Origin of the sequence: Aliivibrio sp. S4MY1 (assembly GCF_028765545.1) — a bacterium.
In the GTDB taxonomy this organism is placed as follows: Bacteria; Pseudomonadota; Gammaproteobacteria; order Enterobacterales; family Vibrionaceae; genus Aliivibrio.
In genome coordinates, this window is the sequence record NZ_JARACP010000002.1 from 232,895 (window position 1) to 250,934 (window position 18,040).

Sequence of the window (18,040 nt, forward strand, 5' to 3'; positions counted from 1 at the left end):
TGTATAAAATGATGTGATAAAAATAGCATTGAGCGTAACTGCCAATGCTATTTTTTTGCTTATAAGAAACAAAAATCCATTTATTTTTTCTTTATCAGTACAGGTTCAATATCGATCTCATAACCAGAATAAAAAACCTTACTTGGACTGTATTCTCTTTTTGTCACTAAATGTTCCGTATTAAATTGAATATCAACTCGTGGAAAAATTTTATTAGTCACAAATATATGATTTTGTTTAAGGTTTAAATTAAACGTGATTTGTTCTTTTTTTAGTGTCGCTTTTAAAGTGAGTAAATCTTGGTTAGATTTCTCTTTTGAGCGAAGGATTTTTTCAGCTAATTCAGGTGATTGTCGTTCAATATTTATCTGCTCAATTTTAATGATTTGTGCATTGATATCATCACAGTGCTTTTGTAGTGAGTGAAGTGTTTCTTTTTGATTACTGAAATCGTGAAAAGCGTGAACTTTTGTATAAGCGCCTCCTTCAATACCGAGATTCGCTGTTTTAATTAGGCCATTTGCCGTAGCGCTTCCGCCACTAATTGTTCCGTGTTTTTCTGATTTATCGATAACAAAAATAGAGCCTAGAGATTCAAGTTCGCAGTGATTTGAATGCAATGCAATATGAATATCGTTGTGTGCCATTATATGTGCATTTTGAGCGAGTTTTGTGGTCACTCTACCTTCTGCTGTTATGCGGCAAATTAAGGCTTCTCCATCAGCGACAGGGCGTCCAATGATCCCGTTCATCACAGTGACATCTCCCTTAGCATTGACTTCTGCATTCTCGATAAAGCCACCAACGGTAATATTTCCTTCTGCTGATACTTTCATACCCGGTTCAATGTTTTCTTGAACAAAAATACTGCCATTAAATGAAACGTGACCTGATGTCGCATTCACATTTTTTAGGGCTAGAAGATTATCAACCGTAACGCCAGAAGAATGAATTAAAGGCGAACCATCGATATCGGCAATCAATATATTTGAATCAGAAGAAGAGATTGAAGAGCCTGGGTAAAGCTGAAAATCAGAATCAATGCCAGAAGCTGCAATGATACTTTTCCCTGTTATAGTAAGGCCGTTTGTTCCTGGTGTAGCAGGGATTTTTTCCATCAATGGTGTATTTTTTTTAACACTAATTACTTCCCCTAGATCTCGCATATCAACATGGCCATCATCCATTTCTTGTGGCTGTAATACACGCTCTAGAATATTAGGTACAAGAGATTTGAACTGCGCATCTTGTCCTGCTATTGGTTCTTGACCAACAGCAATGATATTTGAAATTGTTTCCCCAGGCTTAAGAACTTGGCTTTTTAACAATAGATTTTTAAGGTTATCTTTATTTATACCCTTCAAAATATGTTTATTTGTTAATGCTTCTATTATTAATGGGCCGCGTAATGGTATGCCGCCATAAGCACCTGTTACTGTCATGGTCGCAGTCATTTCATCTTCTTGCATATTGATAGATAACTGCGCATCTAAGCGTTGTGAAATGAGAGTGCCATTTAACTCAGACACACTTCCTTTTTTTATCGATGTGACAATATTTTCTATTTCATTATCAAATAGATAGTATTTTTCGGCCCCAATTTTTTTTAAAGCTTGATGGATATGATGCACTTCAATTAGGTGGGGTAATTCGATGTTTTCAGGAATAACAAAATGTACGGTATATTTGTCATCTGATAAGATTAAGAACTGCTCAATCATATTCTCTCCAAAGAAACTTTTTATAGCATATTGGAGAGGATATTATCACTTATAGCGTATAGGGTTTACATTAAGTGTTGTAAGTGTAAACCGATTCACAATTATATAAAATTATCCATTAAGTTTTCCAACTAATTCAAGAACTTCAAAATAAGGTTGGGATTCAAATTTGGCAAAACCAGCCATTTTGTTGGCTTTTATTTTTGTGGTTAATGGTGTGGGAATACCACATAAAAAACGAGCAAAAACGGCGTTGGCTAACGGTTCTTTACTGTTATTTTGTAGCTCTTGGCACCACCATTTTACTTGTTCATCATCTGCAATGAAATGCGTATAGCCTCTTGGTAAGACTGCCGCTTCAGAGCGACAAGCTGAACAGTGGCCACATTTCTCTGGTGCATTAAAATCGGCAAAATAGCCTGCTAACTCATGGCTAAGGCAAGTTTTTGTTTCAAAGAAATCGAGCATTGCATGAATTCTGTTTATCTCATTCAGCTCTTTATTTTTAAACAGTTGGTGCTGTTCTTGAGCTAAAACATGGGTGCTTTCTACCTTGTCTAGAATTTGATAAACCTCTGTAACTTGTTTACTTTCAAGTTCAATCCAACCTTGCTCATGAAAATAATCCAATGCCGCAACGACACGTTTACGTTCACCTCGATAACCCATCCACAATGCATCAAAATCAACCGTGTGCCATGTTTTGGCTTTTGGAGAGCATTGAAAAATTGTAGATACAAATTGCTGACGCTCAGTTTGAAATTTAGCAATAATGTCATTAATAGAGATTAGTGTTTTAAAGCGATAATCAGCATAGTAGCTGTATTTGGCTTGAATGATGTGTTTTAGCTCTAAGTACACCAGTAAGGTTTTTAAAGGCAATTGACGAACATTGCTGTCTTTAGATAAACGTAGTAATTGAGTCTCCCACGTTTCTGATGACTTATAGATGTCGTCCAACACATATTGAATCGCTTCTCTATCAGGGGTATCACCATAAACAAAGTTTTCTAATACATTTAAACCTGAGGTATTGGCAAGAACGGTACAAAATGAGAGCTTGCCATCTCGCCCGGCACGACCAATTTCTTGCGAGTAGTTTTCAATGGATTTAGGTAAATCAAAGTGAATGACTTGGCGAATATCTGATTTATCTACCCCCATACCAAAAGCAATGGTAGCGACAATACAGTTAATGTCGCCATTCATAAATTGGTGCTGTATCGTCTCTCTGATATCGTGTTTTAGTCCGGCATGATAGGCTTTTGCTTCAATACCATTAGATTGTAACCATTGAGCCACGTTTTCAGCCGTTTGCTGAAGAGTAACGTAAACAATACTTGCCTGATCTGGCTTTTGTTTTAAGGTGGCAAACAGTGCTGAACGTTTCTGCTCTTCTTCTACAGGTATAATTGAGATATCTAAGTTGGAGCGATAGAAGCCTGTGATAACCACATTTTCTTTTGTAATGTTAAACTTTTTGCCCATGTCTTCAATAACCGTTGGTGTTGCTGTTGCGGTTAATAGGAGTACTTGAGGTATATTCAGCTCTTTACAATCTTGTGGCAACTTTAAATAATCAGGTCGAAAGTTATGGCCCCACTCTGAAATACAGTGTGCCTCATCGACAACAAGTAAAGATATATTGATTTGAGCGATAAACTGGCGGAAGCGTTCGTTTTTTAATCGCTCAACAGAGATCATTAAAATCTTAATCTCCCCATTTCTTACCCCTTGTAAGATCGCTTGAGTCTCTTCACGAGTTTGAGTTGAATCAATCGATGCAGCAGCAATGCCTTTGCTTTTAAGAAACGTAATTTGGTCTTTCATTAAGGCAAGCAAAGGGGAAATTACGAGGGTTAGATTAGGCAATAAAAGAGCAGGCAGCTGATAGCATAATGATTTACCTGAACCGGTAGGAAAAATAGCCGCAGACGAGTGGCCATCGAGCACCTTCTCGATAACTTGTTGTTGACCACCTCTTAGAGAGTCAAAGCCAAATACCTCTTTTAATGTCTGCTGATAATTCATTAATAATCTACCTTTTTTCTCATGCTTTTAGTTTGGCCACGTTGGGTTTTGTTATCCACTCGTTTGCGTTGGGAGCTGCGTGTTGGTTTTGTTTCTCGGCGCGCTTTTTGAGTTTCTGCTGCTGATAATATTAACGCTTTTAGACGCTCAAGCGCATCATCTCGATTTTTTTCTTGAGTTCTAAATTGTTGTGCTTTGAGAACGATAATACCTTCTTTAGTGATACGGCTATCTTTCATTTTTAATAGACGCTCTTTATAGAAGGCAGGTAACGTTGATTTTGCAATATCAAAACGAAGATGAATGGCACTTGAGACCTTATTCACATTCTGTCCACCCGCACCTTGAGCTCGAATCGCAGTCAGTTCAATTTCCCAATCGGCTAATTGGACTTGGTTTGAAATGGTTAGCATGTAATAAACCTATGATCGTTGTTCTAATAGAGGGTATACTATCAGTTAGCGTCAATGCGCACCATTTTCAATACAAAGGTAATTTCATGAGTGTAAAAGAAGAACTGCAAAAAATTCATCACCGTCTAGATCGTTGTAAGAACCGTTTAGCGGCAGCAGAAAAGCGCGATGATAAGCCTGTCGTTAAGCAATTCTTGCAGGAAATTCAAACACTAGAAAAGAAAATCACTAAGCTAAAAGGTAAGCAGCAATACGAAATGGGCAACAAGGGTACTGAAGTTCGTAACCTTGAGTTCAAGCGTGCTATTACTAAAGCTGAGCAAGCTGATATGGGTAAACTGAAAAAATCGGTTCGCGGTTTAGTCGTTGTTCACCCAATGACAGCGCTTGGCAAAGAGCTAGGACTTAAAGAAATGACAGGATTCGCACCACAAGCGTTCTAAGAATACCAATCGTAGTAAATAACTGATCATCCTAGCTGGTTAAAATGCTCGATAACTGTGTTGAAATTTTTGATTGTAGAATAACTACTTATCGAAAAATTTCGCCTTGTTCTCAAGCATTTCTCCTGCGCTATTTCTGTTCACTTACTTACTGTGATTGGTATAACTTTTCATTTCAAACTAAAAACACAAGTACGTGTTGAAATATAAATAGCCATGATATCGATAAGAGCATGGCTATTTTTTTAAGTAATTCATTCATACATCAGCTATGATGTCCGCTATTATTCATTATCAGAAAATCACATGACACACTCTAAATCTGCTCCTACGAAAACACCGATGCACCCTCGCAATAAACATAATGAAAATTATGATTTTCCTGCGTTGATCGCAACGTCGCCTGAACTGAAAGCATTTGTTGAAACGAATCAATATGGTAATGAATCAATCAACTTTTCAGATCCTCTTGCTGTTAAAGCGCTAAACAAAGCATTATTAGCACATTTCTATGATGTACCATTTTGGGATATTCCAGAAGGTTACTTATGCCCACCAATTCCAGGTCGTGCAGATTACATTCATAACATTGCTGATTTACTTGCAATCACTAATGACGGTGAGATCCCAACAGGTAAAAACGTGCGTGGTTTAGATATCGGTGTGGGTGCTAACTGTGTGTACCCAATCATTGGTCATCGTGAATATAAGTGGAATTTCGTTGGTTCTGATATTGATCTTCAAGCGCTTAAAATGGCGTCGTTTATTGCAAACAATAACCCAAGTCTGAAGAAGGGTATTGAGTGTCGTCAGCAGAAAAATGAAGAGAATATCTTTAGAGGTATTATCAAGCCACAAGATGAATTTGCGTTCACCATGTGTAACCCTCCGTTCCATGCATCAGAAGCAGAAGCAACAGCAGGATCTGAGCGTAAACAACAGAATCTAGCGACAAATAAATCGAAGAAAGGTCACGCTTACAATGAATTAAAAGGCGTGAAAAAACTGAATTTCGGTGGCCAAAAAGCAGAGCTTTGGTGTGAAGGTGGTGAATTAGCATTCATTACTAAAATGGCAAAAGAGAGTTGTGAATTTGCACTGCAAGTTCAATGGTTTACGACATTGATTTCTAAGAAAGAAAACGTAGAAGCTTTACATCAAGAGCTTGCACGATTAGGTGTTAAAACGATTAAGACAGTTGATATGGCTCAAGGTCAGAAAATCAGCCGTTTTGTGGCATGGACATTCCAAGCTAATGTAAATTTGTAAGCTTTTAGATACTGATTTTATTCTTTAGCTATCAATGGGTTAGTTATAAAATGTTTCTAAATTTGACTAAACGTAAATTACAGACACATTCAGTAACAATCTCTGCGATTTAACATTAATAATTTCAATCATTTAGCTGTCAGAATACACAGAATTCGACAGTTAAATGGTTATTTTATGAAATCAAAAACTCTTCTTGCTTCTTTAATTAGTGCAGCCTTCCTTGTCGGTTGCAGTGATGAAGCGGCGACAAAAACAGCACCTCCTGCTCCTCTTGTAGCAACCCATACCGTAGAGTCTATTCAATACCAACAAGGTAAAACTTATATTGGCCGTATTGAAGCGATGGAAGATGCGTCTATTGTTGCTCATGTTTCTGGTTATATTCAGTCTCGTTCATTTAAAGAAGGCCAAATGGTTGAGAAAGGCGATGTACTTTTTCAGATCGATCCTTCTACCTTTGAAGCGCAAGTAGCCAATGCCAAAGCGGGCATCACTCAAGCGAATGCAGCATTAAAAAAAGCACAACTTGATTTCCAGCGTGGTAAAAACCTACTTCCTAAAGGCAACATTAGCCAAGCTGAATTTGATGGCTTAACCGCACAATTATTAAGTGGTGAAGCACAAGTTGAGTCGGCTCAAGCGCAATTAAAATTGGCGGAAGTTAACCTTTCTTACACTACTATTACCGCCCCATTTTCAGGACGTATTAGCGACAGTAAAGTCAGTCTTGGTGATTTGGTTTCACCGGCTTCAGGTGTATTGACTACTTTGGTGAGTTTAAACCCAATTCACACCCGTTTTACCATTAGTGAGCGCGAACGTTTATTAATGGGGATCGATCAAGTAAAAGGCGATGGTGATGGTGCATCAAGCCAAGTTGAAGTCGTTCTAAATCTTGAGAATGGTAAAGAATATAATCATCTAGGTAAGATAGATTACATTGGTAACCGTATCGACCAAACCACAGGTACGTTAACGCTTCGTGCATTGGTTCAAAATCCTGATTTCACCTTGCTTCCGGGTCAGCATATCAACGTAAATCTACGAGAAAAGAAACCAACGGACGTTATTGTTACGCCTCGTCGTGCGGTGCAAAGTGACTTAGAAGGCAGCTTTGTGATGGTACTGACGGAAGGAAATATTGTTGAACGACGCAATGTTACCTTGGGTAAGCAATTGCCAGAAGGGGTGATTATCAGCTCTGGTCTAGAAGCGAATGAGCAAGTGCTAGTGAAAGGATTACAACGTGTAAGAAATGGCGTTCAGGTTCGTCTAGAGAACGCGGAGTCTTAATATGCTAAGTCGATTTTTTATACAGCGTCCAAAGTTTGCTCTGGTTATTTCTATTATTCTCACTCTTGCCGGAGCCATTTCTTTAGCGATTCTTCCTGTGGCGGAATACCCTAAAATAAGCCCACCTTCAGTAAGCGTTAATGCGTACTACACAGGGGCGAGTGCAGAGGTTGTTGAGCAAGCCATTGCCGATCCAATAGAGACCTCGGTCAATGGGGTTGAGGATATGATTTATATGTCCTCAAAAAGTGCCAATGATGGCTCGTATTCATTGAACGTTACCTTTGATGTGGGCACCGATCCTGACATGGCTCAGGTTAACGTTCAGAACCGGGTTGCGCAAATAGAATCTAAACTGCCACAAGAAGTACGCATGGTAGGTGTCACCGTTAAAAAGCGCTCTCCTGATCTTTTGATGGTACTGAACTTCTACTCGCCTGATGGTAAGTATGATGACCAATTTTTAATTAACTATGTAAACCTAAACATTAAAGATCAGCTGGCTCGTGTCACGGGTATTAGTGAAGTTGGTGTACTTGGTGGTGGTGAATATGCAATGCGTGTTTGGCTCGACCCAGATAAAATGACCAACTTAGGGTTAACTACCTCTGATGTTCATGCCGCATTAGCTGAACAAAACGTACAAGTTGCAGCAGGTAAAATTGGTGCAGCACCATACGCCAGCGCGCAAGATGTGCAGTTTAACCTAGTAACTAAAGGACGTTTAGAGTCGGTTGAAGAGTTTGAAAATGTGGTGCTTCGTGCAAATAACGATGGGTCATCAGTTTATCTAAAAGACATTGCGCGTGTTGAGTTAGGTAAGAAATTCTACGACGGTAATGGCCAATTTAGAGGAAAAGACGCCTCTATCGTAACGCTGTCTCTGCAATCGGATGCCAACGCATTAGAGAGTGGAAAAGCAGTAATGGAGATGCTTGAAAAGCTCAGTGCGACTTTCCCTGAAGGCTTGGCGTATGAAACCAGTTATGACACCACATTGTTTGTTGCAGAATCCATTAAAGGGGTAGTAAAAACCTTAATTGAAGCAATTTTATTGGTAATCGCGGTAACGTATCTGTTCTTAGGCAGTGCGCGTGCAACGTTAATTCCAGTTGTCGCAATTCCAGTATCGTTAATTGGTACCTTTGCTGTCATGCTGATGACCGGGTTTACCATTAATACCGTAACCTTGTTTGGCCTTATCTTGGCCATTGGTATCGTGGTGGATGACGCCATTTTGGTTATCGAAAACGTCGATACAATTATGAAGCGTGATCCGTCATTAAGCCCAAGAAAAGCCACGTTAATTGCGATGAAAGAAGTAACAGGCCCAATCATTACCTCTACTTTGGTTCTGCTTGCGGTGTTTATTCCTGTTGCAATGCTTCCGGGTATTACTGGAATCATGTATCGCCAGTTCGCATTAACCATTTGTATTGCGGTAATTATCTCATCAATTAATGCGTTAACGCTTTCTCCTGCATTGTGTTCTTTGGTGCTAAAGCAAGGGGGAGATAATACGGCTCGTTGGTTTAAAGCCTTCAACCGTGGTTTAGATAAAGTTACTAATAAATACGGTGAAATTGCAGGCTTCTTTGTTCGAAAAACAACGATCTTGATGGTATTTTTTGCCGTAGCGCTTGGCTCGGTGACTTACCTTGCGAAAAATACGTCAACGGCATTCGTTCCTCAAGAAGATAAAGGGATCTTGCTGGTTAACGTGCAGTTGCCAGATTCAGCATCACTTTCTCGTACTGAAGAAGTGTCAGCCAAAGTGCTTGAGATCTTGAATCAAGAGCAAGGTGTTGATGGCGTTACTATTGCCAACGGTTATGCGTTTTTAACAGGGGCGGCAGCTTCTAACGGCGCGTCATTGTTTGTGAAATTAAAACCTTGGGATGTTCGTAATGAGATGGAGGGTGATAACTCGTCATTCGCCATTACTAATCGCATTAATGGCCGTGCTGCAATGGAATTACCAGAAGCGGTGATTTTCGCGATGGGTGCGCCAGCGGTTCCGGGTATGGGCGCAGCCTCTGGTTTTGAATTTGTATTAGAAGACACGCTAGGTCGTAATCGCACAGATTTAGCAAATGTGATGAACCAAGTGATTCAAACGGCAAATCAGCAGCCTGAAATCCAATATACATTCAGTACGTTCCGTGCCAATGTTCCGCACTACTATGTGGATATTGACCGTGAAAAAGCCAAACAACTGGGTGTATCGCTTGGCTCTATTTTCCAAACGCTGCAAGGCAACTTGGGCTCGATGTACGTGAATGATTTCACCATGTTTGGTAAGAACTTCCGCGTAACCATGCAAGCGGATGGTCAGTATCGTAGCAGTATGGATGATTTGGATAAATTCCACGTTCGTGCAAACTCTGGTCAAATGGTGCCACTAAGTACACTGGTGACTTATGACACGGTATTTGAGCCTGATGTAGCGTGGCGTTACAACATGTATCGTTCAGCCGTTATTCAAGGTCAACCTGCTGCAGGCTATTCAAGTGGTGATGCGATTGCTGCCATGGAACGTGTTGCAGCCGAAGTGCTTCCTCATGGTTACCAATACGAGTGGACAGGCATGGCTTACCAAGAAGTGAAAGCGGGTAACCAAGCGATTTATGCGTTTGCTTTAGCGCTGATCTTTATTTATCTATTCATGGTGGCACAGTACGAGAGTTGGAGTATTCCTCTGGCGATTATCCTTGTGGTTCCTGTGGCGACATTAGGCTCCTTTGTGGCCTTAAATTTAGCCGGAATGCCATTGAATCTATACGCTCAAATTGGTTTGGTTCTCTTAATCGCACTGGCCGCAAAAAATGCCATCTTGATTGTAGAGTTTGCGAAAAACGAACGTGAAGAGAAAGAGACAGATTTAGATAACGCATCGGTGAATGGTGGTCGTTTACGATTCCGCGCGGTAAACATGACATCGTGGTCATTCATCTTAGGTATTTTGCCATTGGTGTTTGCATCAGGTGCCGGTTACATCAGCCAAAACTCTCTGGGTGTGTCACTGATTGGCGGTTTACTGTGTGTGTTATTGGTAGGTACATTACTTATCCCTGGTTTCTATGCCATGGTGCAACGTCGTCGTGAGAAACTGCACGGTGGAAGTACCAAGCTTGTTCACATTGATGATGAGTGATTGACAAGAAGCTAATACGTTAAGCAATTTAACTAAAAGGAGCCTTCGTGGCTCCTTTTTTATTTACAAAAAGAGTGACATTAACCTCTCATTTTGTACTAGAGTGGTTCGGATCCCATAATGCTAAGGTATATACTCTTTTGTCATTACCACGCTTCAGCGCATTCAATTTTCCAATTTATTCTGAGTATTAATCAATGCAAAAACACAACGTAAAATTTATTGCTGCCGATATGGATGGCACATTACTTAATGAGCACAGCCAGTTAGACCCAAGTTTTTTTGATCTTTATCAGCAACTAGAAGACAAAGGTATCATGTTTGCCGCGGCGTCTGGACGTCAGTACTACAGCTTATTAGAAACGTTTGAACCAGTGAAAGATCGCATGATGTTCATTGCAGAGAATGGCACGTTAGTGATGCATAAAGGCCAAGAGCTTTACAGTTGCACGATAGATACACCATCAATCAAAAACATTATTCAAACCGCGCGTTCTATAGATGGAGCACACATTGTATTGTGCGGAAAACAATCGGCTTATATTGAAACTCAAGACCCACAAGCATTAGCCGAGTTCTCTAAATATTATCAACGTTGCCAATACGTAGAAGATTTATTAGCAGTGAATGATGAGTTCATTAAAGTCGCTCTTTGTCATTTTTCTGGTTCAGCAGAGCATATTAATCCTGTAATAAATGCAGAGTTTGGTTATACACATCAAGTGGTGGTCAGTGCTAAGATCTGGCTCGATGTAATGAATGCCGTCGCTTCTAAAGGGGCGGCGATCAAACATCTACAAAACACGCTTGGCTTTAGCTTCGAAGAGACGATGAGCTTTGGTGATTACTTAAATGATTTAGAAATGCTGCAAGAGAGCTACTACTCTTACGCGATGGAAAACGCACATCAGCAGGTGAAAGAGACAGCTCGTTTTATCGCGCCAAGTAATAAAGAAGCAGGGGTATTTACCGTGATTAAAGAGCAAGTATTATAAAATTATCACGTATCATTTGATATTAAAAAGCCCTAACAGCGCGTTAGGGCTTTTGTTTTTCTAGTGCATTGAAATAGCATTAGAGCGGTTGGTTAAGCAGGGGTTAACTCGCCATCATTTTGTTGGTGAGGAACAGAATCCACATAGAACTTATCTTTTACGATTTTTGTACCTGCGGTGCCATTAAGCGCATCTAAAGCCAAATGCAAATCGGTAATGATACCAATTGAAATATCGACATTTTCAACATAATTAATCATCGCATCAATTTTTGGCTGCATAGAGCCTTTATCAAACGCATAGCCTTTTAATTCTTCGGTTGTCGCAATGTCTAATTTGATTTGGTTTGGCTTACCGTAATGGAAGAATACCCCATCACCATCGGTCAAAATTAAGAAAAAGTCGGCTGAAATTTGTTGAGAAAGTAATGATGCCGTTGAGTCTTTATCAATAACACAATCAATATTTGAAGTGATGCCATTCTCATCAGTGCAAACTGGAATGCCGCCACCGCCACAACAAATAACGATGTTATCGTGCTGCAAAGCTAATGAGATCAATTCACTTTCACGAATATTTTTAGGAGCAGGAGAAGCAACAACGCGTCTAAAGTAGTCTCCATCTTGGCGAATAGACCAATTAAACTCTTCAGCAAGCGCTTTGGCTTCTGCTTCTGAATAGACTTGACCAATAAACTTCATCGGATCGTTAAATGCAGGATCGGCTTTATCAACATCAACATGAGTAAGAATTGTTGATACGTTACAATCAACGCGATTACGTAATTCTTGTGCAAGCATGGTTGCTATCATCCCTTGAGACTCGGCAACTAAACAACTAAGAGGATAAGAAGGAACAGCATCAAAGGCATCATTTTGTTGGCTTAATAAACCAACTTGTGGGCCATTTCCATGAACAATAGCAATACGGTAATCTTCACTTAATTTAGCAATAGATTCTGCCGCTACCTTTACGTTTTCAAGTTGATTTTCATAAGAAAGAACCTGACCACGACGCAATAGTGCATTGCCGCCTAGGGCAATAACAATTGTTGGTTTCATTGTTGTACGACTCATTTTAAATTTTATCAATGCCACATCAGTGCTGTTATCACCAAATAGAGATTCATTTTTCTCTGTATTTAGCCAGCGTCTATTTATCACAAATCTACCGTGTTCAGCATCACCTTATTTAGAAAGCAAGGGCTGCGAAGACATAGACTGGACATTGAGCGGGGATTCTATACTGGAAATATCAGCAACGCACCGTATTTATTTTATAAATAGAGAATATATGTAAGTAGGTGTTTCTTTGTATATAACTTATCATCTGATGTTAAATTAGTGTAATGAGCTAAAGTGAGGGCCTCTGGAGAGATATATTCTATTGTGTTTTTTGAAAGTAGAGTTCTTGTGCGAGGGAGTTTGAGGATATAAGGAGTGATGTCGAAAATAAGTGATTGGTTTAGGAAATGAACAAAACGCATTTCAAGTTGGATCTAATGAATCTTAGGAAATAATTTAACAACTAAATATCTACTACGCTCTCCCCTAATAGTGATAAAATCTCCGCACTAGAATAACCGAGAAACGCTATGTTTATCCATCATGTTAACGATATCGACTGGCTGGTGATTACCGCTTTTGAAGAACTTAAAACGATGTTTATCGAAGAAGCCGGTGCGATCCCCTCTTGCTTTTCTATTGCCAGCGAATTGAGCTTGATTGATCAAGCTAAGCGCACTTATGGGTATTTGCCTACATTCAGCGGTGTAATCACGGATACTGGCACGTTTCAAAGTCAGGATAACGAAGAAGATTTGCTTCCACAGCTTGCTTGCCTAGTTGAGGGGCGTGGTCGAGTGTTTATCTATCACGGTAGCTTTGTGGCTTTTGTGGATGACGAGCAAACCTTTATTACCAGAATGGATTGAAAATTATTCAGTATGATTACGCGATTAAATTCTGGCGTGATGTAGAGGGCACTTACTCTACAGAGAATTATATTAAATAAGGCGACCAAGAAGACACATTAGGCGACCCATAATGGGGTATGGTGACAAGACAGTGTTTTGGTCACGAGTAAGGCGTCACTAGAAGTAAGCAAGTGCCATAGGTGAATCTTAACTTATGACATGTCTTTTTGTGAATTTTTATTGCGTAAGTTATTGTTTTGATGTTGCTTCTAGTGTTTAGAGATACTTTACTTTCGGTGTCTTTTAATGGACTATAATTATTGATTTAGTTAAAATTAAAAAAAATAATGTGGCTTTGACTATGGAAGATAACCAGAAAGATAAATATTTTTTAGCAATGCAAGCGTATAAAGAAGATGATTTTACAAAAGAAATTTTAACTCCTTTATTTAAGTCTATGGGTTATGATCGTGTAGAGTTTCATGGTGGGCCGAGTGAACGAGGTAGAGATTTGATTGCGACAGCTATATTACCTCCACCGAAACGCGGTGAATATGTAGTATATATTCAAGCAAAAAAGCTTAATAAAAATAAAATGTTAGCTAGAAATGATTTATCTCGACTTTGTAGGCAATTAAGACAGGCAAAATCTAAAGGTTTTACAAAGGGAAACGGAGATCGAGTCAAGCCAGATCATATCTACATAGCAACACCGCATGCAATAACTCAACGATTTATAGAAGATCTGGAAGATGAGTTGTTTGATGATGGTTACCGTGGTTGGCTAGAGTTGTACGATTGTGTGCGGATTTTGAAGGATATTGAAGAGTTTTGCCCTGACCTTTTAGAAAAACTAGAACCATTTGAAGAAAAAATTTGGAATGCTAAAAGTGAAAATATTGTTGACAGAAATCATGAGCTATTAGGGGCACTTTGCTCAGTTCGTGATTCTATTGATATTAGTAAATTTTATAGTGATTTATCATTCTTTGTAGGGTCAATTGACAGTAGAGTTCTTGTTACATATAAAGCACATATAACAAAAAAACGTTTTAGGCTCATTAATAAAAAGCAATGGGAAAGTCTTAAATTAGAGCGTGAAAAAATCATTGATTTGGTTGGTTTAGATATTTTAAAAGAAGATACAAAAGTTAGCGAAGATAGATATAAAGAGCATTACAATCAATATAACTCAAAAGAGAATAAAGCTAACCAATTAGCTTATAATTCATCTGTTTCGCATTTATCTTCTCTTGTTGAAGAATTTGACTCAAGGGCGTTTTTACTTTTAGGGCGACTAGAATTTGAAGCGAAAAAACAGTCTCGCTCTAATAAACTTACGTTGGAACTTATTACGGATAAATTGAGAAATGTTCGCTCAAAAGTTAAAAATGATAATTTTAAATTGGAGAGGTCCTGTCGTGGGTTTGATACATCAGAATTGAGCAAAGAATCTGTTGATTTAGCTGAAAAGGCTTTTGAGCTTATTAATGACTTTTCAAGCAAAATTGTAGAACAACAAAGATATGTGAAATTATTAAAAGAGGATATCATTCCTGAGCCCTACTACGATGTGTGTTTAAATTCTTCTCAACTTGAAAAAGAAATTTCACAACGTGTAGAAGAATATCGTTCTTGTGTTAAATTTTTAAATAGTGATGATCGCCCAAATATGGCAGGCGTTCGTCGCTTGCTTGATTCAGTTGAAATTAGCCTTAGATTTTTTGGATGTATTTATACTGATGAATCGGTTCTTAGTTCTATAATTGAATTGAAAGAGTTAGAAGCTTGTTCTGATAGAGTGTCAATATCTGCACATGATGTATTTTATACCGGCAAGGATGTTGCTATTTATGGTGGTGCTGGTGTAGGTAAGACTACCACACTAGAAATGTTTTTTAAGTCTTACGAAGAAACTATTAATGGAAGAAAAATAATATTTTGTAGCTTGAATCGAGTCGTTCAAGGTTTATCCAACTTAGGTATAGAAAAGAGAAATACGAAAGACACTAAATCAACTTATTTGGATAAGGTAATCTATTCAATTATTTTATTATCGTATGGACTAGCAGTTAATTCTGATAATATTGATAGAATTAAACCATATTTAGATGATGGAGTAGTACTTGTTTTTGATGGATTGGACGAAATAATAACTGAGTATCCTATTGTTTTAGATGCTATGAATAATTTCAAAAAAAACTATGAAAAAATTCAATGGATTATTTCAAGTAGGGATTGTGTTAGCTATCTTAAGGAAATAAATTTTTTAGGAATTACGTTGTTGCCGTTTACGCCTGAACAGCTTCGAAGCTTCATTTGTGGTTGGTTTAATGATGAATGCATAGGAATGAAGCTTTGGAATGAAATTTCAGGGACGGAACTTCATGAAAACCTCTTAACTCCATTAGTCGCGACAATTCTTTGTACATTGGTTGAAAAAGGAATAAAAGCCCCTTCTAATGAATCTGAAATATATAGCGAGCGTTTAAGTCTTTTGCTTGGTAAGTATGATACAAATAAAAGAATACGACGACAGGAACAGGGCAGCGAAGAATTATTTTCCTGTGCTAAAGCTCTTGCTTGGAGCATGCATTCTCAGGGTATCCGTAATATAAGTTATAGAGAAGCTATTCAAAACTTACAAATTAAAGTCGGATCGAAGTATACGACAAGACTTATTTCAAAGTGCGTAAAAGAGTTAGAAGATCCATGCACTGTATTGGTTCGAGACAAAGTATCAGGAAAGCTGTCATTTGGTCACTTTAGATTTCAAGAACATCTTGCATCATTAGAGTTGAGAGATAATAGGTCGATTGATCTTAGTACTATTATTATTCGCGACTGGTGGCGAGGAGCATTTAGTTTGTTTGCTCAAAGTTTAGATGATATTGAGTCTACAATAGAAGAATTAATTAGAGGTGATAAGTTGATTTCTGAGGATGCCTTCACGACATTATATACAATGTGTGATGTGTTGAGTTCTAAAAAGAGGGGAAATATGAGGTTATTGCTCGATCATCTGAAACAGGATAATTTTTATTGTTATGAAACTGATAATTATGATTTTTCAGATAATTATGATGGTGATTATCATAGCTATGCTCCAGTTTTAAGGACCGATTGGTGAGCTATACAATTATAAAAATGAAGAAATATATGATGACTTCAGTATCTCACTACCAGTGAATAAATAATTCAATTTGTAATAGATTATAAATATCTCTAATAAACAACCCGCCAATCAGCGGGTTGTTTACTATCAGGGGCTCTATATTATATCTAATGCATTACGCAGCAACCGACTTATCTCTCGCCATTCTTCTTACCAATATCGCTCGCACATTGTCGTATACCCAGTTAAAGGTAAATGCGTAAATGGTGATAAAGATAGTCACGCCAATATCCATCACAAACGCTTCCCAGATGCCTACGTTTAATAAGTAAGCCATCACAGGTACAGTTACGAACAGTAACCCTAATTCAAACAAAACAACGTGGAAAATGCGTAATGAAAGGGTGCGCTGTGTTTTCTCGCCAGTGAAGAATTGATCGAAAATCCAATTATAAATAAAATTCCAGATCATCGCGATAGTGGCAACGACTATCATGGTTCCTGATAGGGCAGTAACATCGTGATTAGTAAAAATAGTTAACCCAAGAATAGACAGTGATACCGCCAATACCTCAAATAATACGGCGTGGAAAATACGTTCAGTGGTTTTCATAGCGATGACTCTTAATGATTATTGATACATTTAAAAATAATGAATCAGCAATTATAGAGAGGGAATAAAAGAGATAAAGTTAACAGCTATCACAAATCGTGATAGTTTGGGTGTTTAATCCAATAACTAAACCAATGCCATGTACAGTTTTGAGCAATTAAAAATCTTTGTCACCGTGTGTGAGTGCGGTTCATTCTCTGCCGCAGCTCGTCAGTTAAAGCGCGCTCAATCAGGCGTGAGTCAGGCCATTGCCAATTTAGAGATCTCAATTAACCAAGAGCTGTTTAATCGAGAGAAAAATACGCCAGTACTAACAGAGAAAGGCAAAGCGTTATTGCCGATTGCTCAATCTATTTTGCATCAACAAAAGTACTTTGATCAAAAGGTCGAATCGTTAGAGAGAGAGCATGAATATGAGTTAGTCATCGCCATTGATGAGAGCTTAATGAATGACGATGTATTACAAATATTGGCGGCATTGGCAGATAAGTTTCCTGTGACGGATTTTGAGATCATCACAACCTCAACGTTTGATGTTGAAGAGTTAGTAAAAAAAGGCAAAGCCCAAGTAGGGATTGTCTATGCAGATGGCGAGCTAAAAGTAGATATGGATTTCTTTACTCTAGGCCATGTGCGCTTTCTGACCGTTGTGTCTCCAGAGCATGAGTTAGCCAGTTTGCCTGTTGTGAATGATGCCGCATTGAAAGGGCACAGACAGTTAGTTCATCGCAGCTCAAAGCGTAAAGAGTTGTGGTTCAGCTATGGGATAAGTTCAAAGTTGTGGTACGCCAATACGCATCAAACCTTGATGGATCTTGCTTGTAAAGGAGTGGGTTGGACAATAGTGCCTGAGCATAGTGTAGTGAGCTTATTAGAGCAGAATAAACTTGTGGCACTGCCTATTGCGCATGAATTTGATGGCTGGCTTACCCCAATGGGCTGTTTGGTATCGCGTAGCCATGTTTTTGGCCCTGTATTAGAAGAGTTATTGTCCTCTTTACAAACGATTAGCCAAAAAAAACCGCTAGCTCATCATTAATGAACTAACGGTTGATGGTTTATTTACACTGTAAAA

13 protein-coding genes are annotated in these 18,040 nt (G+C 38.6%); 8 read left to right on the plus strand and 5 right to left on the minus strand.

Translation table 11 applies throughout. From position 1 onward, the window contains the following. Positions 1 to 80: 80 nt before the first annotated feature. The 3 genes from PVK71_RS03505 to arfB all read right to left on the minus strand — a co-directional run bounded on the left by PVK71_RS03505 (position 81) and on the right by arfB (position 4,165). Positions 81 to 1,721 carry a DUF342 domain-containing protein gene (locus PVK71_RS03505; protein ID WP_274417687.1) on the minus strand — a complete coding sequence of 547 codons (1,641 nt, stop codon included), beginning with the start codon at positions 1,719 to 1,721 and terminating at the stop codon, positions 81 to 83. A gap of 111 nt (positions 1,722 to 1,832) precedes the next feature. Further along, the gene (locus PVK71_RS03510) at positions 1,833 to 3,752 is read right to left on the minus strand and encodes a RecQ family ATP-dependent DNA helicase (protein WP_274417686.1); all 1,920 of its coding nucleotides are present in this window, start codon (positions 3,750 to 3,752) and stop codon (positions 1,833 to 1,835) included. Beyond that, on the minus strand, positions 3,752 to 4,165 hold the full coding sequence (arfB, locus tag PVK71_RS03515) for an alternative ribosome rescue aminoacyl-tRNA hydrolase ArfB (protein ID WP_130044899.1): 414 nt from the start codon (positions 4,163 to 4,165) through the stop codon (positions 3,752 to 3,754). Before arfB ends, PVK71_RS03510 begins: the two co-directional genes overlap by 1 nt. Before the next feature lie 86 nt (positions 4,166 to 4,251). On the opposite strand from arfB, the gene PVK71_RS03520 reads away from it, so the two are divergent. The 5 genes from PVK71_RS03520 (at position 4,252) to PVK71_RS03540 (ending at position 11,322) form a co-directional block, all read left to right on the plus strand. After that, complete coding sequence (locus PVK71_RS03520) at positions 4,252 to 4,608, plus strand: YibL family ribosome-associated protein (RefSeq protein ID WP_130047061.1); 357 nt, start codon at positions 4,252 to 4,254, stop codon at positions 4,606 to 4,608. A 306-nt stretch (positions 4,609 to 4,914) separates the two neighbouring features. Then, the gene (gene rlmF, locus PVK71_RS03525) at positions 4,915 to 5,877 is read left to right on the plus strand and encodes a 23S rRNA (adenine(1618)-N(6))-methyltransferase RlmF (RefSeq protein ID WP_274417685.1); all 963 of its coding nucleotides are present in this window, start codon (positions 4,915 to 4,917) and stop codon (positions 5,875 to 5,877) included. Positions 5,878 to 6,054: 177 nt separating this feature from the next. Further along, a complete protein-coding gene (locus tag PVK71_RS03530) occupies positions 6,055 to 7,173 on the plus strand; it encodes an efflux RND transporter periplasmic adaptor subunit (RefSeq protein WP_274417684.1) in 1,119 nt (372 codons plus the stop codon). 1 nt (position 7,174) lies between these two features. Next, positions 7,175 to 10,327 (plus strand): efflux RND transporter permease subunit, encoded by a 3,153-nt coding sequence (locus tag PVK71_RS03535; protein ID WP_274417683.1) that lies wholly within the window; start codon positions 7,175 to 7,177, stop codon positions 10,325 to 10,327. A gap of 197 nt (positions 10,328 to 10,524) precedes the next feature. After that, positions 10,525 to 11,322 (plus strand): Cof-type HAD-IIB family hydrolase, encoded by a 798-nt coding sequence (locus tag PVK71_RS03540; RefSeq protein ID WP_274417682.1) that lies wholly within the window; start codon positions 10,525 to 10,527, stop codon positions 11,320 to 11,322. 92 nt (positions 11,323 to 11,414) lie between these two features. Here PVK71_RS03540 and PVK71_RS03545 read toward each other — a convergent pair whose 3' ends face one another. Next, on the minus strand, positions 11,415 to 12,398 hold the full coding sequence (locus PVK71_RS03545) for a carbamate kinase (protein WP_443111704.1): 984 nt from the start codon (positions 12,396 to 12,398) through the stop codon (positions 11,415 to 11,417). 518 nt (positions 12,399 to 12,916) lie between these two features. On the opposite strand from PVK71_RS03545, the gene PVK71_RS03550 reads away from it, so the two are divergent. Both PVK71_RS03550 and PVK71_RS03555 read left to right on the plus strand, forming a co-directional pair. Beyond that, positions 12,917 to 13,255, plus strand: a complete 339-nt coding sequence (locus PVK71_RS03550) for a cytosolic protein (protein ID WP_274417680.1) — start codon at positions 12,917 to 12,919, stop codon at positions 13,253 to 13,255. A 343-nt stretch (positions 13,256 to 13,598) separates the two neighbouring features. After that, positions 13,599 to 16,367 (plus strand): hypothetical protein, encoded by a 2,769-nt coding sequence (locus PVK71_RS03555; protein WP_274417679.1) that lies wholly within the window; start codon positions 13,599 to 13,601, stop codon positions 16,365 to 16,367. 160 nt (positions 16,368 to 16,527) lie between these two features. On the opposite strand, the gene PVK71_RS03560 is transcribed toward PVK71_RS03555, so the two are convergent. Then, the gene (locus tag PVK71_RS03560; RefSeq protein WP_274417678.1) at positions 16,528 to 16,965 is read right to left on the minus strand and encodes a PACE efflux transporter; all 438 of its coding nucleotides are present in this window, start codon (positions 16,963 to 16,965) and stop codon (positions 16,528 to 16,530) included. 139 nt (positions 16,966 to 17,104) lie between these two features. Between PVK71_RS03560 and PVK71_RS03565 the strand changes: the two genes are divergently transcribed. Continuing rightward, positions 17,105 to 18,004, plus strand: a complete 900-nt coding sequence (locus tag PVK71_RS03565; RefSeq protein ID WP_274417677.1) for a LysR family transcriptional regulator — start codon at positions 17,105 to 17,107, stop codon at positions 18,002 to 18,004. Positions 18,005 to 18,040: the final 36 nt, after the last annotated feature.